Here is a 21,380-nt window from a genome sequence, read left to right on the forward strand (position 1 = left end):
GCAATAATGAAAAATTTTGGCAAATTATTATTGGCGGCGGTTTTGCTGTCAGCCTGCAGCGCGGCGATGGCGGCCGAAAAAATCCCGGTGGTCGCCAGTTTCAGCATCCTCGGCGATATTGTCGGCGCTGTCGGCGGCGATCGGGTGGCGGTGGTTACGCTGGTTGGTCCGGACCAGGATGCGCATATATTCGAACCGACGCCGGCCGATGTCAAGGCGATTGCCAAGGCGAGACTGGTGGTGATCAACGGTCTGGGGTTTGAAGGCTGGATGGAAAGATTGACCGCTGCCGCCAGCTACAGCGGGACTCTGGTGGCCGCCAGCGATGGCGTCCAAGCCAGGCAGCGTGCCGGCAAAGGCCCTGGCGCGGCACTGCGGCCCGATCCGCATGCATGGCAAGATCCGCTCAATGTGATGACCTATACCCGCAATATAGTGGCGGCGCTGAGCAAGGCCGATCCGGCCGGTGAAGTGTTTTACAAGGCGAATGGCGAACGCTATCTGCATGCCTTGGCAGACCTGGACCGGTGGGCGCAGACCCAGTTTGCGCAGATTCCCGGCAGACAGCGCACCGTGATTACTTCGCACGACGCGTTTGCTTATTTTGGCGCCCGTTACGGCGTGCGTTTCCTGGCTGCGCAGGGAGTATCGACCGAAAGCGAGCCAAGTGCGCGCGATGTCGCAGCGCTGATCCGGCAAATGAAGCAAGAGGATAGCAAGGCGGTCTTCTTCGAGAACATGAGCAATCCGCAACTGCTGCAGCAGATCAGCCGGGAGGCAGGCGTCGTGCCGGGCGGCAAATTGTATGCGGATGCATTGTCGGCGCCGGCCGGCGACGCGCCGACGTACCTGCGCATGATGCGCTACAACATCACGCAAATGCTGGAGCGCCTGCGCCGGCCTTGATCATGCGCCGTCACGGCGATGGCGGAATTCGCAAAACTTCTGCAATATTTCCTGGCTTCAAGGGTGCGGATTGGATATCCATTGTTAACCAGATGCGCGTGGGCGCCTGAGTTTGCCAGCGGCCCAGCATGAAACCGACAGGCAATAAAAATTAGCCAAGAGAAATAGTTAAATCGGCTTTGTTTTCTGTGGGAAAGAATAGGTGTGCATTTCACGCCATTAGACGGTTAAATATTGTTAATTTGTGTCAACGATAGTTAAAGATTGAGTTTTTTAGTGGTTTCATACGCTTCTTGCTTTTACTCTTTGCTTGCGTGCTGCCGCCGGATTTAACAAACCGGTGAATGTATAGCGCAGGGTTAACCGACTGGATCTGGGCAGGCAATTTCCAAAAGAAAAAAGATTTGCCAAGAGGCAATTCGATGCGCTTGCTCCATATCCAACAATCAAAGAGTAAACAGATGCAGAAAATTGATGGCGTTCTTCGAGATGATCAGTGGGAGAAACTGGAACCTCTGCTGGTTGGGCGGCCAGGAGATTCCGGGATGTGCGGCCGCGACAATCGCCTGTTCATGGAGGCGGTGCTGTGGGTTGCGCTGAAATCCGGTTCATGGAGCAATCTGTCGCCTGAATTCGGCCGCTGGAGAACCAGCTACATGCGGTTCCGGCGCTGGACCAAGGCCGACGTCTGGCGGCGCCTGGCCGAAAACCTGGTTGACGACCAGGAGTTGCAAGTCATGCTGGGGGCGATTGTCGACCTTGGCGACGAACATACCCGCCTGAACACGGAAAGGTCGATCCGGCGCAGCAATGTGAAAATCTATGGACGCGCCTTGGCTTCCGCCGCAGGCGCAAACGCAAAACCGGTGCGCGCCGACGAATTGTCTTCGTCTTGGGTGTGGCTGGTCACCAATGACAGCCAGACCGGCTGATCTTCAATAGCAAAACTTCCGGTTGCAGGCGCTCGCCGCACAGCGTTCTCGTGTAACCGGTATCATCCTGCGCCTGCAGCCGATGCTGGCATATGTTGTTTTTTTGAAATCCTCTCCTTCTCCAAGTTACCTATAGGCACAATAGGGTTCCTGCTCTAAAGCCGCGCCTCATCGCACTACCGCCGTGCGGGATCAGGTATTATCGGCAACCATAGGGACAGTGTTTGATAGGAAACTTTCTGAGCGATACGCCACACGGCTGCCGCTGCGCCTCCTCTATACATAACAAAGAATGGCCCTTGTTAAGGGGCTGAGACAAGTCTGAACAGCAATATGCCAAAGCCGCTGGCGGCTCGGGCAATGGTTTGGGCAATTAACATTCGATTAAAAGTACGATTTTGATGAATTTCATTCTGTATTCGGATATTGGCGAAAGCACGATCGATAAAAGCCTTGGTTTGCCAGAGTACAGCTACTACTTTGTCTTAAAAGCTTTTCGCACCGTTTTGGCCGAGCTCGGCACGGTTACATTGGTGCGGCACCCGGAAACCGAAGTCGACCCGCTGTTTGAAGAATGCCGGCAGCGCGGCGAAGAATGCGTGTTCCTTTCCTTTTCCCCACCGAACAAGACTCAGATCGACCTCAAGTGCCCGACGGTGTCGGTGTTCGCCTGGGAGTACAGCAACATTCCCGACGAGATCTGGGATGACGATGTCCGCAACGACTGGCGCGTGGTGTTTGCCCGCCATGGCCGGGCGATCACCTTGTCCAGCTATACCGCGCGCGTTGTGAAAGAGGCGATGGGCGCGGCCTTCCCGGTGCTGGCGGCGCCAGCGCCTTTGTGGGAACAGTTTGCCGGCGCCCGCTCGCGATTTGGCGCGAAATTGCCGCCCGGAGCAAGCGTCTTGCAGCTGCGCGGCACCGTGATCGACAGCCACTTGCTGGGTTTGTCGGCGGACGGCTTGATCGCTCACATTACTTTTCCTGAGGCGGAGGATGAGGACGAGCTGTCATCGCCGCCGCCCGCACCTGCGCCAGAACCTGTACCCGAACCAGTACCTGTACACGAACTGCCGCCGCAGTTGGCGCCCGAACCCCAGGCCCAGCCTGAACCACCAGCCCCGGCCAAAAACCTGCGTTATCGGCTGGCGGTGACCAAACGCCATCTGCTGACCTGGTATCGTGAAGCATTGCGCGACCTGCTGCCTTTATGGCTAGCCAGGGCGGTAGCGGTCAGCGGACGTAGCGGGAACGCCATGGCACGCGCCATGATGGGTTATGAACGCCGTGCAGCTCCGCAGCCGCAGCTGCCGGCAGAGCCACCGCAACTGCCAGAATTGCCGCCGGAACCGCCGCCAGTGGAGGCAGTTGCGCCAGCCCCGGTGCCGGAGCCTGAAGCTGTAGTCAACCTGGATGGCGTGGTTTACACCTCTATCCTCAGCCCCAAGGATGGCCGCAAGAACTGGTTCGACATGGTGACCGCATTTTGCTGGACTTTCCGCGATGTCGACGACGCGACGCTGGTGCTGAAGATGAACGAACGCGACCTGTCGCGCTATCACAACACCTTGCTGACCCTGCTGTCGCAGTTGGCGCCGTTCAAGTGCCGGGTCCTTACCCTGCACGCCTACCTGGACGATCCGACTTACGAAGAGCTGATCGGCGCCACCAGTTATTACGTCAATACATCCCTGTGCGAAGGCTTGTGCTTGCCGCTGATGGAATTCATGTGCTGCGGCAAGCCGGTGATCGCGCCGCAGCATACGGCGATGGAAGACTATATCGACGATCGCGCTGCCTTTGTCATCAAGTCCGGCCTCGAACACAACGTCTGGCCGAACGATCCGCGCGACTTGTTCCGCACCTTGCGCTACCGTCTCGACTGGGAATCAATCTGTACCGCATACGAAGACAGCTATCGGATAGCAAAACAGCAGCCTGAGAAATACCTGGAAATGAGCAAGCACGCCATGGCGCGCCTGGAGTCCTTCAGCTCGGGCGCAGTCGTGAAAGAACAGTTGCGCAGCTTCTTCCAGCAGGCAGGGGCCGCCAGATGATTATCATTATTTATTCCGAGACCAACGCCGGCTCGATTGCTTCCAATCTCGGCTTACCCGAATACAGCTACTACTTCGTCCTGAAGGAATTCAGGCCGGTGCTGGAACAGCTCGGCATCGTGGTGGCCGTCAGCGACCCTGCGCGTGAAGTGGATGAGATTTACAGGAATGCCCTGGCGCATGGCGAATCCTGCGTTTTCCTGTCGTTTTCACCGCCGCACAAAACCGTGGTCGACCTGGCTTGTCCAACCATTCCGGTATTTGCCTGGGAATTCAGCACGCTGCCCAATGAAACCTGGTTTGGCGAACCGCGGCACGACTGGCGTTATGTGTTTGATAAAGTCGGCACTGCGATTACGCACTCGGCATTCACCGCCGATACGGTGCGGCAGGCGATGACGCCGGAATTTCCGGTAGCGTCTATCCCGGCGCCGGTCTGGGACCGGTTTGCCGCGATACGTAAAAGACTGTCGATCGCAAATCATCCCGACGGTGTCGATCTGCACGTCGCCGGCACCGTGATCGACAGCCGGACAGTCGATCTCTCTCCCTACAGCGTGCCGCGCCGGCGCGATCCCAAGCCGAACCTGGTGCGGCCGCCGGCGCTGGCCCGGCGCGAGCCGGTCAAGGTCCATATCGATGGCGTGGTGTATACCTCGGTCTTCAATCCGTATGACGGACGCAAGAACTGGTACGACATGGTCAGCGCTTTCTGCTGGGCGTTCCGGGATGCCGAAGACGCCACGCTGGTGTTGAAGCTGACTCACCATGATGTCCGCATCGGCATCGACAACTTGCTCGAGAACGTCTACAAGCTGACGCCGTTCAAGTGCCGGATCCTGCTGATCCATGGCTACCTGAGCGATGCCGACTACGAGAACCTGGTGTCTGCAACGACCTACGTCCTGAATACCTCGCATGGAGAAGGCCAGTGCCTGCCTTTGATGGAGTTCATGTCCTGCGGCAAACCGGCTATTGCGCCGCGCAACACCGCGATGGCCGACTATATCGATCACGAGAATGCATTTGTGCTGGACTCCAGCACCGAGCCCAGCCATTGGCCGCATGATCCGCGCCAGGCATACCGCACCCTGCGTTACCGCATAGACTGGGGCACTCTGCTGGCCGCCTATAAAGACAGTTATCGCGTCGCCAAACAGGATCCGGACAGATACTGGCAGATGGCGGAACACGCAGTACGGCGCTTGCAGCGGCATTGTTCGCATGCGGTGACCAGGGAGCGTTTGCTTGCTTTCTTTGCAAACCACCCGCGGATGAATGGGAACGGCCTTGCCAAGATTGTGGAAAAGGTCGGCGTATGAAGAACACCCTTGGCGGCCGGCTGTGCACAGCTAGCCGCTGGCAGCAATATCATGCGCCTGGCGCTCGTCGCCCGCAAATTGGACCGTAGCTATCGGGAGCCGATCGCATATGAACCATCGGATTAAAGACATCGAATTATTGCGCGGGATCGCCGTGCTTTTTGTGTTGTTCCAGCATATGCGATTCAATTTGATGGGACAGCCGAGCGACGTCCTTGACTATGTCTATCGCCATTTCGGATTCTGGACCGGGGTTGATCTGTTTTTTGCGATTTCTGGTTTTGTCATTGCCAGGGACCTGATTCCGCGGCTTAGCCAAGGCCAGGACCGGCAGGGTTTTTTTGCCGTGGCGGCCAAGTTCTGGATCAGGCGCGCCTGGCGCTTGTGGCCTTCCGCATGGCTCTGGCTGGCGCTGCTGTTGCTGGCGGCGGTGGCTTTCAGGAAATCCGGCATATTCGGCTCGCTGCAGGCAAACCTGGATGGCAGCCTTGCAGGGATCTTGAATTATGCAAACTTGCGCCTGGTGTTCAAGTTCGGCCATGAAGAACTTGGCCCGGCCTTTCCATATTGGAGCCTGTCCCTGGAAGAACAGTTCTACCTGTTGCTGCCGATTGTCGTGTTCATCTGCCGCCGCTGGCTTTCCGGTGTGTTGATTGCCTTGGTAGTGCTGCAGTTTTTTGCGTCTCGCCATCAATCATTGCTGCTGATGATGATGCGATCCGATGCGCTGCTGCTGGGCGTGCTGCTGGCAATCTGGAGCAAGCACGACAGCTATCGCAGGCTGGAACCGGTTTTTCTCAAGCAGCACCACTGGATGCGTTTTGCCGTCCTCGCGGTACTGGCGGGCGGCCTGGTTGTAATCGGCTCGGAACGGTACCAGGACTTTCGTTATTGGGTCGGTATCGTTGCATTGCTCTCTGTCGTGCTGGTTTGGATCGGTTCCTACGATGCGGATTACCTGATGCCGGACAATGCCTTGAAACGTGTGCTGCTTTGGGTGGGAAGCCGTTCCTACGCGCTATATCTGATACATATGCCGGCCTATCTCATGAGCCGCCAGATCTGGTACTGGATCGCCCCCGCGGATACCGTTTTTGACCAAACCTACAATGCCAGGCTGGTGTTTACCGCCTTGGCGCTGGTGCTGGTATTGAGCGAACTTAATTATCGTTTTATTGAAGTCCCCCTGCGTGCACGCGGCAAAAGAATTGTCGACCGGATGGGCAAGTCCCAGCTCCAGTTCCAGACCTAGCTCACTTGCATCAGGAAGCGTCCATCGATAACAGTGAAAGCAAAATAGTATGCGAGACATGTTCAAAAAATTTTTTGGCGTTCGAAAGACAGAAACGGTAGTTCCGGTGACCCCGGCCCCGGCGATCTCGGTTCCGGCGCCGGCCGCCGCCATCGATTCCTTCCATATAGGCTTGCGTGATGCCTTGGCAAGCGGCTGGTACCTGCATAAAAGCAGCGAGCTGTATCGTGGCTTTTTTATCAGCGCCGAAGATGTGGTGCTCGATATCGGCTGCGGCGATGGCGGCAATTCGCTGTTCTGCGCCAACCACGGGGCGCATGTGATCGTGGCTGACATTGATGCGGACAAGGTGGAATCCACCATACAGCGCCTGGCGCAAACGCCGGCGCGGCTGGTGCAGGGAGTGGTGGGCGACGCCAATCCCTTGTTGCTGGAAGATGGCATAGCGTCCAGGGTGATCTGCATGGAAGTGCTGGAGCATGTCGACGATACGGCACAGTTTTTGAGTGAACTGGCCAGGGTTGGAAAATCGGGCGCTCAATACTTGCTGTCGGTACCGGATCCGGTACAAGAGACTTTGCAGAAGGGCGTGGCTCCGGCTTCGTATTTCGAGAAGCCGAACCATATCCGCATCATCCAGCGCGACGAATTTGAAAAGATGGTGACAGATGCCGGCCTGGTGATCGAAAGGCATGAGTACTACGGTTTCTACTGGTCAGTCTGGTGGCTGTTTTTCTGGATATGCAAGGTCGACCTGAACAATGCCAGCCATCCCTTGCTGGATAACTGGGCAAAAACCTGGGAAGCGCTGATGGACACGCCGAACGGCGAGCAGGTGAGGCAGGCTTTGAACGATTTCATGCCGAAAAGCCAGGTCATCATTGCGCGCAAGCCATGATCGGAAGCACGACGGCAGGCAGACAGCAAAGGAGCGGTTGCATATGAAACGACTATTTGTTACCGGGCAATCAGGGTTTGTCGGCCTTGCCTTTGAACGCATGCGCGGGCGTATCGCCGCTGCGCATGGCTGGGAGCTGGTGTCGGCCGACAATTCTTATGACTTGCTGGAGCCGGCGGCTTTGGACCTGGTCATTCAGCAGGTCCGTCCGGATGCCGTGATCCATCTTGCCGGACAAACCTTTATTCCGGAAGCGTTCCACGATCCGGCGCATACCCTGGATGTCAATCTGAAAGGAACGCTGCACCTGCTGCAGGCACTGCAGCGCAACGGTTTCAGCGGGACTTTCCTTTATGTCAGTTCGGGCGACGTGTACGGCAAGGTGAACCCCGAGTTATTGCCGATCAGCGAGCAGTTGCCGGTGCGTCCGCAAAATCCTTATGCAGTCAGCAAAGCGGCGGCTGAGCTGCTTTGTTATCAATGGAGCAGCAACCAGCCATGGCGCATCCTGATCGCGCGGCCGTTCAACCATATCGGTCCGGGACAGCGTGAAGACTTCGTGATTTCCAGCGTGGCAAGGCAGCTGGCGCGCATCCGCCAGGGCTTGCAGGAGCCCCGCATACAGGTGGGAGACGTCGACGTCAGCCGCGACTTCCTGGATGTCGAAGACGTCATTTATGCCTACCTGGCATTGCTGGAAAATGGCCTGAACGGAGAAACCTACAACGTCTGCTCAGGCAAGGAATATCTGATCCGCGACCTGATCGCCAGCATGCTCTACCTGACCGAGATCGACGCGCAAATCGAGCAGGATCCGGCGCGCTTGCGGCCTTCGGACTTGCGCCGGGTAAAGGGCAGCAATCAAAAAATCACGCAGGCAACGGCATGGCAGCCTGGCATTCCCATGCAGCAGACTTTGCTGAATGTGTTGTCGGACTGGGAGAGCAGAGTAGCAGCGGAGACTGCGGCTCAAGCTCATCCGCGTGCATGACGGAAAAAGTGGAAAAAATTAGAACAGACTCATGGAGATACAGGCAATGACAAAAACAGCATTGATTACCGGCGTGACCGGACAAGACGGCGCCTATCTTGCCAAGCTGCTGCTTGACAAGGGCTACAAGGTGTATGGCCTGCTGGCGCGACGCAGCAGCGATACCCTGTGGCGCCTGCGCGAACTGGGCATCCTGGAAAAATTGCAGTTTGTCGAGGGCGACCTGGCCGATGCTACTTCCGCCATCCGCGCCGTGTGCCAGTCGCGGCCAGACGAAATCTATAACCTCGGCGCGCAGAGTTTTGTCGGTACTTCCTGGAACCAGCCGGTGGTGACAGGCATGGTGGATGGCCTGGGCGTCACGCACATGCTGGAAGCGATCCGTCAGTTCAGTCCCGAAGCACGCTTTTACCAGGCATCCACCAGCGAGATGTTCGGCCTGATCCAGGCCGAACACCAGGACGAAAACACCCCGTTTTATCCGCGCAGCCCATATGGAGTGGCGAAGTTGTACGGACATTGGATTACCGTCAATTATCGCGAAAGCTTTGGTTTGCATGCTTCCAGCGGTATCTTGTTCAATCATGAATCGCCCTTGCGCGGAATCGAGTTCGTTACGCGCAAGGTAACCGATGCAGCGGCGCGGATCAAACTCGGCAAGCAGCGGGAACTGCGGCTGGGAAATATCGACGCCAAGCGCGACTGGGGATTCGCCGGCGACTACGTCGAAGCAATGTGGCTGATGCTGCAGCAAGAGCGGGCCGACGACTATGTGATCGCCACTGGCGTAACCACCAGCGTGCGTGAAATGTGCCGCATCGCCTTTTCTCATCTCGACCTGAATTATGAAGACTACCTGGTGATCGATCCGCAGCTGTTCCGGCCGGCCGAAGTGGATGTGTTGCTCGGCAATCCGGCGAAAGCGCACGATAAACTGGGCTGGAAGCCGAGAACCAACCTGGTGCAGTTGATGCAGCAAATGGTCGATGCAGACATGCGTCGTGTAGCTAAAGAATAAGGGAGATCAAGATGCGTACGCCAGAACCCGGCATTCCATTGACAGCAACGGCAGTCATCGTTCCGGTGGTGCTTTCGGGCGGCGCCGGCACTCGCTTGTGGCCGGTATCGCGGGAAGGACATCCGAAACCCTTCATCAAACTTCCGGACGGCAAGAGCTTGTTGCAAAAGACTTACCAGCGGGTAGCCCAGCTTGGCATCCGCGGCGATATCCTGAGCGTGACCAACCGAGACTATTATTTCCAGAGCAAGGACGAATTCGTTTCGGCCGATCTGGGCGCGCACTATCGGCCGCATTTCATCCTTGAGCCGTCCGGCCGCAATACCGCGCCGGCAATCGCGGTCGCTGCCCTGTCGTTGCGTGCACTGCATGGCGATAACACCATCATGGTGGTGATGCCGGCCGATCACTTGATCAAGGATGTGGAGTGTTTTACCGAAGCCGTGCATCATGCGGTGGAAGTCGCCAAACAAGGTTACCTGGTGACGTTCGGGGTCCGCCCGTTGACGCCCGAAACCGGTTTCGGCTACATCGAATGCGGCGATCAGATCGATAGCGCCGGAGCGGCCCAGGTAAGCCGTTTCATAGAAAAGCCGGATGCCGAACGCGCTGCCGGTTTTGTCGAAAGCGGCCGGCATCTGTGGAACGCCGGCATATTCTGTTTCTCGGTGTCGACCTTTTTAAGCGAACTCGAAAGGCATGCGCCTGAAATCCTGGCGCAGGCCACTGCATGCATAGAGGCCAGCCCGGCCGCCGCTTCGGCCGGGGTCTTGCTGCAGGAGCTGGACGGCGACAGCTTCATGGCGATGCAAGACATCTCAATCGACTATGCGGTGCTGGAGCGTTCCGACCGGGTGGCGGTGATACCGGCCGGTTTCGACTGGAACGATATCGGTTCCTGGGGCGCTCTGCGGCAACTGGTGGAGCCTGACGAACAGGAAAATCGCGTGCTGGGCGAAGCTGTGCTGATCGACAGCCGCAATAACTACATATATTCCGAACAGCGCCTGGTGGCGACGGTTGGCATCAATAACCTGATCGTGGTGGATACGCCTGACGCGCTTTTGATCGCCCATCCGGACCACGTGCAGAACGTGAAGAAAGTCGTGCACCAGCTCAAGAGCACCGAGCACGCCACTTATAAACTGCATCGCACCGTATTCCGGCCCTGGGGCAGTTATACCCTGCTGGAGCAAGGACCGAATTTCAAGATCAAGCGCATCGTCGTCAAACAGGGCGCGTCGCTGTCGCTGCAGATGCATCATCATCGCAGCGAACACTGGGTGGTGGTGCATGGCATGGCCAAGGTGGTCAACGGCGAGCAGGAAATGTACGTCAACACCAACGAATCGACTTACATTCCTGCCGGCACCAAACACCGCCTGGAAAATCCGGGTTTGCTGGAACTGGTGATGATCGAGGTGCAGAGCGGCGCCTATCTGGGTGAAGACGATATCGTGCGCTTTGACGACAAGTATGGCAGGTGCAAATCATGTTGAAAATGCGGTTGAAAATGCGGTTGAAAATGCAGATGCAGGAAAAAAACCAGACCATGCTGCGCTCGTTATGGCACTACCGCGGCTTCATGCTCGGCAGCGTCAAGCGCGAATTCCAGTCGCGCTATCGCAATTCGATGCTGGGCGCGGTATGGATGGTGCTTAATCCGCTGGCCATGATTGTGGTCTATACAGTGATCTTCTCGCAGTTGATGCATGCGCGCCTGCCTAACGCCAGCAGCCAGTTTGCCTACGGGATTTATCTGTGCGCCGGTTTGCTGACCTGGGGATTCTTTACTGAAACCGTATCGCGCATGCAGAACGTATTCCTGGAAAACGGCAACATGATCAAGAAGCTGAACTTTCCGCGCATCTGCCTGCCGATCATCACGGTGATGAATGCAGGCGTGAATTTTTCCATCATTTTCGGATTGTTCCTGGGGTTCCTGCTTATCTCCGGCAATTTCCCCGGCTGGGCTTTCCTTGGCGTGCTGCCGCTGCTGCTGATACAGATACTGTTTTCTATCGGCTTGGGCATTGTTCTCGGCGTGCTCAACGTTTTTTTCCGCGACGTCGGCCAGCTGTTCGGCATCGTGCTGCAGTTCTGGTTCTGGTTTACCCCGATTGTCTATACAGTCTCCACCCTGCCCGAGGGAGTGCAGGGCTTGCTCAAATTTAATCCGATGACTGCGCTGATGGTTGCTTACCAGGGGATTTTTGTCAGCGGCGCCTGGCCGCTGTGGAGCGACCTGTGGGCGGTGACGCTGCTGAGCGTGGTGTTGTGTGTGATCGGCTTGCAGCTGTTTCGCCGGCATGCGGGCGAAATGGTGGATGAACTATGATGGGCAAGATTACAGTTAAAGGTTTGGGCAAGGCCTACAAGACGTACAACGGGCGCTGGGCGCGCCTGGCGGAATGGGTGCTGCCTTTTTCCCGGCAACGGCACCAGTTGCACTGGGTCTTGCAGGATATTGACTTCCAGCTGGCGGCCGGCGAGGCGGTCGGCATTGTCGGCGTCAATGGCGCCGGCAAGAGCACCTTGCTGAAAATGATCGCTGGAACTACCCAGAGCACCACCGGCAGCATCGACATCCAGGGACGGGTGGCGGCGCTGCTTGAACTCGGCATGGGTTTTCATCCGGATTTTACCGGCAGGCAGAACGCCATCATGGCCGGTCAGCTGCAGGGCCTGAGAGCAGATGAAATCGAAGCGCTGATGCCGGCTATCGAAGCGTTCGCCGAAATCGGCGAATACATAGACCAGCCGGTGCGGACTTATTCCAGCGGGATGCAGATGCGGCTGGCGTTCAGCGTTGCGACCGCCAGCCGGCCGGATGTGCTGATTGTCGATGAAGCCCTGTCCGTCGGCGACGCGTATTTCCAGCACAAGAGTTTTGAACGGATCAGGGAATTTCGCCGCGCCGGCACTACCTTGCTGATCGTGTCGCACGATCGCTATGCCATCCAGACCATTTGCGACCGCGCCATATTGCTCAATCGCGGGCGGCTGGAAATGCAAGGCGATCCGGTGGAAGTGATGGATTTCTACAATGCCATGATGGCTGAGCGCGACCGCAGCACCGTCAGGCAAGAGCGCCTGCCCGACGGCAAATTGCGGACCATCTCCGGAACCGGACAGGCCAGCGTTGCCGAGGTCAGGCTGCTGGACGACCAGGGCCAGGAAGTCGACGTGGTTGAAGTCGGCGCGCAGGTTACGCTGGAAGTCCGGGTTGCGATCAACTCTGAAGTGCCGCGGCTGGTAATGGGCTACCTGATCACGGACAAGCTGGGGCATGCCGTATTCGGCATCAATACCCATCGCCTCAACCAGCCGCAGACCGATTTGCGCGCGGGGGAAGACCTGGTTTATCGCTGGCGCTTTGCGATGGACCTCGGCAAGGGAAATTATGCGATATCCATTTCCCTGTCGCGGGTGGATTCCCATCTTGACACCAACTATGAATGGCGTGACTACAGCGTTATTTTCCATGTGGTCAATACGCATCGCCCCGACTTTGTCGGTTGTGCATTCCTGGAGCCTGAAGTAGCCATAGTGCGGTCGCTTGGCAGCGCCAGCAAGGACGGTTTAGCAGCATGACCAGACTCCTGATCGAATGTACTTATGTCTTCCATCATCCCGAAATGAATTCCGGGATACAACGTGTCGTCCGCAATATCATCAATCATTTGCCGCGGGTGCAAGATGAGGCGGTTTGCATTCCCGTCATATTCAAGGATGGGAAGATACTTGAAGTCATGCAGCTGGCGCCGAAACATACCGATGAGTGGCGCAGCCGGCTGCAGCAGAAACTGGAGAAGATGGCGCAGAAGCTGGTACAGGTGCGTAACCGATATTGGCTGGTTCACTCGCGCTTGCTGCGGTTTTGGCCATGGAGCGCCTCGCATAATGTAAAGCGCGCGACGTACGTATTATGCCGCCTGGCCAGTTTTTCGTTCGCGTTGCCCTTGTACCTGACCGAGCGGGTCCTGGAAAAAATCGAAGTGCAGCCGCGCGCCTTTGAAATGGCGTGCCGCTCCGACGATATCCTGGTATTGCTGGATTCGTCTTGGCACGCCGATTTTTTCCCTGTAGCCGAGAAACTGCAGCGGCAGGGAGTATCCATCGTGTCGGTGATCTACGATCTGATCCCGTTGACCCATCCCCAGTTTTGCGACGGCCCGCTGGTGCAGGTATTCGACCGCTGGTTCGAATGGATCGCAAATACGGCGAACGGTTTCATTGCCATATCGAACACCATTCGTGATGAAGTGAACAGTGAGGTAAGGCGCTGGCTTGGCAGCGAACGCACTGACAGCCGCTGGTTTGATTTCTTCCATCTGGGATCGGAACTTGACCAGGTCGATACCGATAAATCGGTACGCTCCTCGGTGGAAAAATTGTTCGGCTCCGGCCTTTCCATTTACCTGATGGTCAGCACCATCGAGCCGCGCAAGAATCATGCTTACCTGCTGGATGCCTTTGAGCAGCTGTGGCGGGACGGCAGCGATGTCGTATTGTGTTTTATCGGCCGCATAGGCTGGAAGAACGAGCGTCTGATCGAGCGTGTAAAAAATCACCCGCAGCTGAAGCGGCACCTGTTCATGTTCAATGACCTGAGCGACGTCGAGCTGGAATATTGTTATAGCCATGCCAAATCGCTGGTTTTTCCGTCATTTGTAGAAGGTTTCGGTTTGCCGCTGGTGGAAGCCATGCAGCGCGGTTTGCCAGTGATGGCGAGTGATATCCCCGTGTTCCACGAGATTGGCGGTGAATTTGTCAGCTATTTCGACCTGGGCCAGCCAGAATCGCTGGCACAGAAAATCCTGGAATTTGAAGACAGCGGCATATTTCCAGCGGCGCGGCATATGACGAACTGGTCCTGGCTCAACTGGGAGGATTCGGCACGCCAGCTGGTAGAACGGGTCGTGCGCCAGGTACAAACGCAAAAGCATAAGCAAAGTGAATTTCATGAAATTGAACATTGCCCTGAATAGCAAGATCCTGCTGGCGCCCCGCACCGGCATCGGCAACTACGTTGCCGAGCTGGCGCAGGCCCTGCAGCAAACGCCTGACCTTGGAATGCAATATTTCAATGGCTTGCGCTGGCAAGACGAGTTGGCCGGCGAGCCGATGCAGGACTATTCGCGCTGGGCCGGCATTGCCAAGCATTTGCCTGGCGCCTATGTTGTTCGCCGGATGCTTGAGCAACGGCGCTTTAACCAGGGTGCGCGCACGTTGCGTCCGGATGTGTACCACGAACCCAGCTTGTGGCCGCTCAATTTCAACGGACCGACAGTGATGACCGTGCACGACCTGACGCATGTGCATTTTCCGCAAACGCAGCCTGGAGACCGCCTGAGAGAAATCGAGCGCAGGCTGCCGTCGGCCTTGGCGCGTGTCAGCCGGATCCTGGTGGATTCCGCATTCATCGGACAGGAAATCAAGAAACATTTCGGCGTGCCGGATCAAAAAGTGGTGGTGGCGCCGCTTGCCAGCTCTGCTGTCTTCCAGCCCAGGGTGGAGCAGCAGCTGTCGGTTCGCCTCAATAATATGGGTCTGGCTTATCGCGGTTTCATCCTGTCGGTCGGTACCTTGGAGCCGCGTAAAAACCTGTTGCTGACGCTCAAGGCACATGCGCGTTTGCCCGCGCCTTTGCGCGAGCGCTTTCCTCTGCTGGTGGTGGGCATGCCAGGCTGGCAGGCGCAAGAATTGGACGGCGCCCTGGCGCAGGCGGTCAGCGCCGGCCATGTGCGCCTGGCAGGTTATCTGGACCAGGCCGACCTTGCTTGCGTCACGGCGGCGGCCAAGATCATGGTGTTCCCTTCTTTGTATGAGGGATTCGGTTTGCCGGTGCTGGAAGCAATGGCCAGCGGCACGCCGGTAATTACGTCTGATTGCGCCAGCCTGCCTGAGGTGGCGGGTGCTGCTGCTGCTTATGTCGATCCGCAGGACGAGGCGGGGCTGACAGAGCAGATGCGCCGCTTGCTGGAAGACGACAGAGCCTGGATGGGGCAGCGCATAGCGGGTTTGGAGCGGTCCGTGCAATTTTCCTGGCGAAAGTGCGCGGCCATTACTGCCGAAGTTTACCGGCAGGCGGCGAATGGTTAAGTAATGTCGGCAATCGTTGGCGCAGGCAGTCCGCGCTGATAGAAAATGGCTTTTCACTTCCGGTTGCAAAGGGAGATGGGGCAGATTACGAGAGGAGTAGACAATGCGGGTTCTTCATTTTTACAAGACCTATCAGTCGGAATCGTACGGCGGGATCGAGCAAACCATTTACCAGCTGTGCAAATGTTCGCCAGCCAGCGGGACCGAGAGCGAAGTGCTGACGCTGAGCGACGATCCCGATCCGGCGGAATTGATGTACGACGGCCATAAGGTGCACAGGGTCAAGCTTGACCTGCAGATCGCTTCGACTGGCTTTTCGTTGTCCGCGCTGAAGCGTTTCGCGCAGCTTGCTGCCGAGGTCGATATCGTGCACTACCATTTTCCGTGGCCGTTCATGGACCTGGCCCATTTTGTCACACGCATGAACAAGCCGAGCGTGGTTACCTATCATTCCGACATCGTGCGCTACAAGACGCTGTTGCAGTTGTACCGGCCGCTGATGCACCGCTTCCTGAACAGTGTCGACGCAATCGTCGCCACCTCTCCGAATTACCTGCAAACCAGTTCTGTGCTGGCCGGGTACAAGGACAAGACGCAGGTCATCCCCATCGGCCTCGACAAGAGCAACTATCCGACGCCATCGACGGCTCTGACGGAGAAATGGCAAAAGCAGATCGGCGGGCGTTTCTTCCTGTTCGTAGGCGCCATCCGCTATTACAAAGGTTTGCACATCCTGCTCGATGCCGCGCGCGGAACCGATTATCCGATTGTGATCGTAGGCGCCGGGCCGATTGAACAGGAACTGAAGCAGCGGGTCCAGGAGCAAGGCTTGCGCAATGTGATCTTCCTCGGCGTTGTCAGCGATGAAGACAAGGTCGCGTTGCTGCAGCTGTGCTACGCCATTGTGTTCCCGTCGCACCTGCGTTCGGAAGCGTTCGGCATCTCGTTGCTGGAGGGAGCGATGTACGGCAAGCCCATGATTTCCAGCGAGATCGGCACCGGCACCAGTTATATCAACAACCATCGGGAAACCGGCCTGGTGGTCCCACCCAGCGACCCGGAGGCTTTCCGGCTGGCGATGCAGCAGTTATGGGATGACCCTGAGCTGGCGCGGACCATGGGTGCGCGGGCGCAAGCGCGTTATCACAAATTGTTTACGGCCAGGGTGATGGGGGAAAGTTATGCCGGCCTCTATCGCGACGTGCTGCAAATACATGGGCAGGCGGAAACGCAGGTAAGCCTGGAGGCCTGAACACCCGGCAAGTTGCGGTTTTTGCGAGGTGTGATACGATAATTTAATGAATAATCTATTTAAGTGTGATTTTAAATAGATTATAACTATTAAAAACAATGTATTACATTCCCGTCTGGACGTATGTTATTTCGTATGTCGCTCAATCGTTTGTTCTGGCTGATTTCGATCTTGCTGATGCTGCTTTTTCTGGTTCTGATCGGCCGGATCGTTAGCAGCGAGTGGTCCGTATACGAACGCAGCACAAAAAGCATGCCCGCCATCCGGAACCTGCAGCTGGCATTGCTGGTGGAAGAAAGGCTGGCGGCCGAGCGTGATCCCGGCAATTCACTGCTGCTGCAAGAAGCTGGCGCTGCTGCCAGGGAATTTGCAGGACTGGACCAGGCGCGGTTCGCGAGCGATCGGGCGCTGGCAAGCTTGCGCCGCGCCTTGCAAAAGCAGGCGGTTCCACAGCTGGCGCCGGTGGTCGCACATGTTGCGTCGACCGAGCAGGCGCTGGCGGCGATGCGCAAAGAGATGGATCTGCTGCTGGCGCTGTCGGAACGGCAGCGCGACATGGCAGCCGTCGGCGCCGTACTGCGGACGATGGACCATGTGGATAGCGGTTTTTCTCCGGTAATCGTTGCTCTGGCCGACACCGCCATTCGCTCCGATTCGCAGCTTAGCGACGGCTTGGAAGGCGCCTTGCTGGCTTCCAGCTTGCGCAATATCGCTGGTCGGATCGGCGCTGTCTTTACCGCGCCGGTAATTGCTCAACGGCCTTTGACTTCCCAGGAAATCGATGCATTTTCAAGGCTGTCGGGTCAAATCGGCCAGTTGTATTCCGGGATTGAGCTGCAGTTGCGTCCTTACCAGGATAATCCGGTTTTGAAAGCCGCCCTGGATACGGTGCACGATCGTTATCTTGGCGCCGGCCTGGGTTTCCTGAACGAATTGTTTGCTATCGGACGCAGCTCTGGAGACTACGGTCTCGGCGCTCGCGACATGGCGGTTCGCTATGTGCCGCAAATGGCTGCGATTCCGCATCTGCGCGACCTGGTCCTGGCCGAAATGCTGCAGCAGGCCAGGCACCAAAACAGGCAGGCTGCTTTTTTCCTGGTGGCGGTAAGCGGCCTGGGAGTGGTGGCCCTGGCTATTTTCGTGCTGCTCATGCAGGTGATACGGTTGCGTGTCTTGCGTCCTATCCTTGACGCCACGGATCTGTTTGTATCGCTGGCCGACGAACGGTTCAGCACGATAATTCCGATACCGCGCCATGACGATGAGATCGGCGTCATGATGCGGGCAATCCATGTGCTGAAGGCGCATAGCCTGGCCAAGGTCCGGCTGGAAAAACAGCGCGAAGAAATGATTGCGCAACTGCGGACTTTGTCTGACACGGATTTCCTGACCGGCCTGCTGAATCGCCGCGCTTTTTTTGCGCAGGGCGAGCAGCAATTCGGCATTGCCCAGCGCTACCGGCGGCAATTGACGCTGATCTTGATGGACGTAGATCATTTCAAGGCCGTCAATGACCGCCACGGACACCAGGCTGGCGACCAGGTATTGCGTGTAGTAGCGGACTTGTGCCGGCGACATCACCGTAAGGTCGACTTGCTGGCGCGTTACGGCGGCGAGGAATTCCTCCTGATGCTGCCCGAAATCGACTTGTCCCAGGGGCTTGCGGCGGCTGAGAAATTGCGCTGCGCTATCGACGCCTGCCATTTCCGGCTGGATGGGGGCGAGATGATCAATGTCACCGCCAGTTTTGGCGTGGTGGCTTTTGAATGCGACAACGACCTTGAAAGCCTGATAGGCCGTGCCGACCAGGCCTTGTATCAAGCCAAGCACAGCGGCCGCAACGTGGTGGTGGCGGCGCCGCGGGGTAAATTGGACGAGACGATTGTCTTTGTCTGATGCCGCTTTTTTAGGCTGAAATCCGGCTGCGGAAAGGGATTTCTATCGAGAAATTTTCTCCTGCTTAGTTTGCTAGAATGGCGAGCTAATCTTCGGAGACATGGATGAATAAATTCCTTTTTCTTTTTAGCCTGCTGCTGGCGTCGCTAAGCCACGCAGCAACACCGCAACAGCAACTCAATACGCTGTTCGACAGCGACTGGCAATGGAGCATGCGCAACGCGCCAGAATTCGCTACGGCGGTCGGCGACAATCGTTATAACGACCGCCTGTCGGATGCATCGCTCGCCGCCAGCCTGGCTGGCAATACTCATCAGCAGCAGATGCTGCTGCAAGCCAAGCGCATCGACCGCAGCAAGCTGAGCGGCCAAGACCTGCTTTCATATGACCTGTTTATCTACGAAAAACAGAAAAACATCCAGGCTGCGAAGTTTTATCCGTATAACCCGGAGCCGATCTCGCAATTGAGCGGGGTCCAGTTCGAATTTCCTCAGCTGGTAGCGCAGACGCCGTTCAGCACTGTCAAGGATTACCGCAACTACCTGGGGCGCTTGCGCGCTTTGCCCAAGTATGTCGACGGCGTGATCGCGCAATTGCAGCAAGGGGTCAAATCCGGCTGGGTGGCACCGAAAGTCACGATGAGCGTGGTCCCGGACAACTGCAGGAATTTGTCGCCAAGCTCGACAGCAGTCCCCTGGCTGTCCCGTTCAAGGACATGCCGGCGTCGATCCCGGCGGCGCAGCGCGCAAGCCTGGCGCGTGAAGGCCAACGCTTGCTGCATCAAAGCGTGGCGCCGGCTTTCCGCAAGCTGGAGGCGTATATCAGCAGCAGCTATCTGCCAGCTTGCCGCGACGGCATAGCAGCGTCCAGTTTGCCTGGCGGCGCGGCGTATTACGCATACAAGGTGAAGGAAAACACAACCACCGGCATGACGCCGCAAGAAATCCATGACGTCGGCTTGCAGGAAGTGGCGCGGATCCAGGGAGAAATGAAGCTGGTGATGCAGCAGACCGGCTTCAAGGGAACGTTTGCGGAATTCATCACTTTCCTGAATACCGATCCGCGCTTCTATTACACCAAGCCGGAAGATTTGCTGGCCGGTTACAAGGACATCATCAAGAAATCTTCGGCACAGCTGCCGCGCTTTTTTGCCGATATTCCGCGCGCTCCGGTCGACGTCAAACCGGTGCCGGAAGTAGGCGCCGAGAACCAGGCCGGCGCTTATTACGAACCGGGAACGCCAGACGGCTCGCGGCCGGGTTATTTCGTCGCCAACCTGTCGAAGCTGGATTCGCGCCCCAAGTGGGAAATGGAAACCCTGACCTTGCATGAATCGGTGCCGGGCCACCATCTGCAAACCGCGCGAGCCCAGGAAATCAAAGGCCTGCCGGAATTCCGGCGGTTCGGCTGGTATGTCGCGTTTGGCGAAGGCTGGGCGCTGTATGCTGAAAGCCTGGGCGGTGAAATGGGTTTCTATACCGATCCCTACTCGAAATTCGGCCATCTCAACGATGAACTGTTCCGCGCCGCCCGGCTGGTGGTGGATACAGGCATGCATGCACTGGGCTGGAGCCGGCAGCAGGCGATCGACTACATGAATGTGAACACCGCCAATCCGCCGCACGACAACCAGGTCGAAATCGACCGTTACATCGTCGATCCGGGCCAGGCCCTGGGTTACAAGATAGGCCAGCTGAAAATCAAGGCCTTGCGGGAAAAAGCGCAGCAGGAGCTCGGCAGCAAATTCGACCTGCGGCGTTTTAACAACGCCGTCATCGACAATGGCGCTTTGCCGCTGGAGATGCTGGAAACGCAGATAGATCTGTGGATTGCGCAGCAGGCCTCGGCGGTTTAGCACGCATCCTAGAGTTTTAGCTGCAGGAAATCCAGGAAGCAGGTGATGCGCCGCGCCAGCTGGGTGTTCCTGTAGTACACCGCGTGGATTTGCTGGCGGTAGCCATTGTTATGGTCCGCGAGGATATCGACCAAAGTCCCCTGAGCGATATCCTCGCGCACCATGAACGCCGACAGGCAGGTAATTCCCAGCCCGTGCAGCGCCAGCTGACGTATGGTTTCGCCGCCGGACGCCAGCAGCGTCGGACTGATGGTCAGGTTTTCTTCCAGCTGCTGCCGCAGCGGCCAGGTATTCAGCGACTCCGGTTGCGTGAAGCCGATCAGCTGATGCTGCTTCAGTTCTTCCGCTCTGGCTGGCGTACCATGTTTGCGCAGGTACTCGGGACTGGCGACGATGTGCTGCAGACTGGATCCGAGGCGGCGTGCATGCAGCATCGAGTCTTGCAAGGCGCCGTGGCGGATGGCGATGTCGGTGCGCTGCTGCAGCAGGTCGATGTTCTGGTCGTTGCTGGTCAGCTCCAGCGTGATGTCCGGGTAGTTGCTGCGGAATTCGGCGATGTGCGGCACTATGCAATGCAGCATGAAGGGTGGCGAAGCGTCCACCCGCAGGCGTCCTGACGGTCTCTGGTGGCGCACCTGGATCGCCTCTTCGGCTTCTTCCATCGCCGCGATGATCGTGCGCGCCTTTTCCAGGAAAAGATGGCCTTCTTCCGTCAGCTCCATGCGGCGCGTGGTGCGCGTGAGGAGCGAAGTAGCCAGTTTTTGTTCCAGTCGTGACAAGGCCCGGCTCAGGCCGGACGTGGTCTGGCCCAGCTGTTCGGCGGCGGCGCTGAGCGTGCCGCTGTCAACCACGGCGATAAAAATCCGCAGATCGTCGGAGTGAATGTTCATCTTGTC

At 57.4% G+C, this 21,380-nt stretch carries 16 protein-coding genes and 1 pseudogene; 16 read left to right on the forward strand and 1 reads right to left on the reverse strand.

Going from position 1 to position 21,380, the window contains the following annotated elements; genetic code table 11:
• Window positions 1-6: 6 nt before the first annotated feature.
• From CFter6_RS06570 to CFter6_RS06650, 16 genes and pseudogenes are all read left to right on the forward strand, one after another.
• On the forward strand, window positions 7-906 hold the full coding sequence (locus CFter6_RS06570; protein WP_061539248.1) for a metal ABC transporter substrate-binding protein: 900 nt from the start codon (window positions 7-9) through the stop codon (window positions 904-906).
• 461 nt (window positions 907-1,367) lie between these two features.
• On the forward strand, window positions 1,368-1,838 hold the full coding sequence (locus tag CFter6_RS06575) for a transposase (RefSeq protein WP_082814637.1): 471 nt from the start codon (window positions 1,368-1,370) through the stop codon (window positions 1,836-1,838).
• A 401-nt stretch (window positions 1,839-2,239) separates the two neighbouring features.
• A complete protein-coding gene (locus tag CFter6_RS06580; RefSeq protein ID WP_061539250.1) occupies window positions 2,240-3,895 on the forward strand; it encodes a glycosyltransferase in 1,656 nt (551 codons plus the stop codon).
• The gene (locus CFter6_RS06585) at window positions 3,892-5,217 is read left to right on the forward strand and encodes a glycosyltransferase (protein WP_061539251.1); all 1,326 of its coding nucleotides are present in this window, start codon (window positions 3,892-3,894) and stop codon (window positions 5,215-5,217) included. Before CFter6_RS06580 ends, CFter6_RS06585 begins: the two co-directional genes overlap by 4 nt.
• 109 nt (window positions 5,218-5,326) lie before the next feature.
• A complete protein-coding gene (locus CFter6_RS06590; RefSeq protein ID WP_061539252.1) occupies window positions 5,327-6,469 on the forward strand; it encodes an acyltransferase family protein in 1,143 nt (380 codons plus the stop codon).
• A gap of 106 nt (window positions 6,470-6,575) precedes the next feature.
• Complete coding sequence (locus tag CFter6_RS06595; RefSeq protein WP_236904560.1) at window positions 6,576-7,367, forward strand: class I SAM-dependent methyltransferase; 792 nt, start codon at window positions 6,576-6,578, stop codon at window positions 7,365-7,367.
• A gap of 43 nt (window positions 7,368-7,410) precedes the next feature.
• Window positions 7,411-8,358 (forward strand): GDP-mannose 4,6-dehydratase, encoded by a 948-nt coding sequence (locus CFter6_RS06600; RefSeq protein WP_061539254.1) that lies wholly within the window; start codon window positions 7,411-7,413, stop codon window positions 8,356-8,358.
• A gap of 46 nt (window positions 8,359-8,404) precedes the next feature.
• Entirely contained in the window at window positions 8,405-9,376 is a 972-nt protein-coding gene (locus CFter6_RS06605; RefSeq protein ID WP_061539255.1) for a GDP-mannose 4,6-dehydratase, read from the forward strand.
• A gap of 11 nt (window positions 9,377-9,387) precedes the next feature.
• Entirely contained in the window at window positions 9,388-10,875 is a 1,488-nt protein-coding gene (locus CFter6_RS06610) for a mannose-1-phosphate guanylyltransferase/mannose-6-phosphate isomerase (RefSeq protein WP_061539256.1), read from the forward strand.
• Window positions 10,876-10,889: 14 nt separating this feature from the next.
• Window positions 10,890-11,714: an ABC transporter permease gene (locus CFter6_RS06615; protein ID WP_269465637.1), complete on the forward strand. Its 825-nt coding sequence runs from the start codon at window positions 10,890-10,892 to the stop codon at window positions 11,712-11,714.
• Window positions 11,714-12,970 carry an ABC transporter ATP-binding protein gene (locus CFter6_RS06620; RefSeq protein ID WP_061539257.1) on the forward strand — a complete coding sequence of 419 codons (1,257 nt, stop codon included), beginning with the start codon at window positions 11,714-11,716 and terminating at the stop codon, window positions 12,968-12,970. The genes CFter6_RS06615 and CFter6_RS06620 overlap by 1 nt, the downstream gene beginning before the upstream one ends.
• Window positions 12,967-14,367, forward strand: a complete 1,401-nt coding sequence (locus tag CFter6_RS06625; RefSeq protein WP_061539258.1) for a glycosyltransferase family 4 protein — start codon at window positions 12,967-12,969, stop codon at window positions 14,365-14,367. Before CFter6_RS06620 ends, CFter6_RS06625 begins: the two co-directional genes overlap by 4 nt.
• Window positions 14,342-15,481: a glycosyltransferase family 4 protein gene (locus tag CFter6_RS06630; RefSeq protein ID WP_236904561.1), complete on the forward strand. Its 1,140-nt coding sequence runs from the start codon at window positions 14,342-14,344 to the stop codon at window positions 15,479-15,481. Before CFter6_RS06625 ends, CFter6_RS06630 begins: the two co-directional genes overlap by 26 nt.
• Window positions 15,482-15,584: 103 nt before the next feature.
• Complete coding sequence (locus CFter6_RS06635; protein ID WP_061539259.1) at window positions 15,585-16,733, forward strand: glycosyltransferase family 4 protein; 1,149 nt, start codon at window positions 15,585-15,587, stop codon at window positions 16,731-16,733.
• 135 nt (window positions 16,734-16,868) lie between these two features.
• Window positions 16,869-18,629 carry a GGDEF domain-containing protein gene (locus CFter6_RS06640; protein ID WP_061539260.1) on the forward strand — a complete coding sequence of 587 codons (1,761 nt, stop codon included), beginning with the start codon at window positions 16,869-16,871 and terminating at the stop codon, window positions 18,627-18,629.
• Between the two features lie 212 nt (window positions 18,630-18,841).
• Window positions 18,842-20,484: pseudogene (locus tag CFter6_RS06650) on the forward strand (DUF885 domain-containing protein).
• Between the two features lie 8 nt (window positions 20,485-20,492).
• Here CFter6_RS06650 and CFter6_RS06655 read toward each other — a convergent pair.
• Window positions 20,493-21,374: a LysR family transcriptional regulator gene (locus CFter6_RS06655; protein ID WP_061539263.1), complete on the reverse strand. Its 882-nt coding sequence runs from the start codon at window positions 21,372-21,374 to the stop codon at window positions 20,493-20,495.
• Window positions 21,375-21,380: the final 6 nt, after the last annotated feature.

Origin of the sequence: Collimonas fungivorans (assembly GCF_001584145.1) — a bacterium.
GTDB classification, from domain to species: Bacteria; Pseudomonadota; Gammaproteobacteria; order Burkholderiales; family Burkholderiaceae_D; genus Collimonas; species Collimonas fungivorans.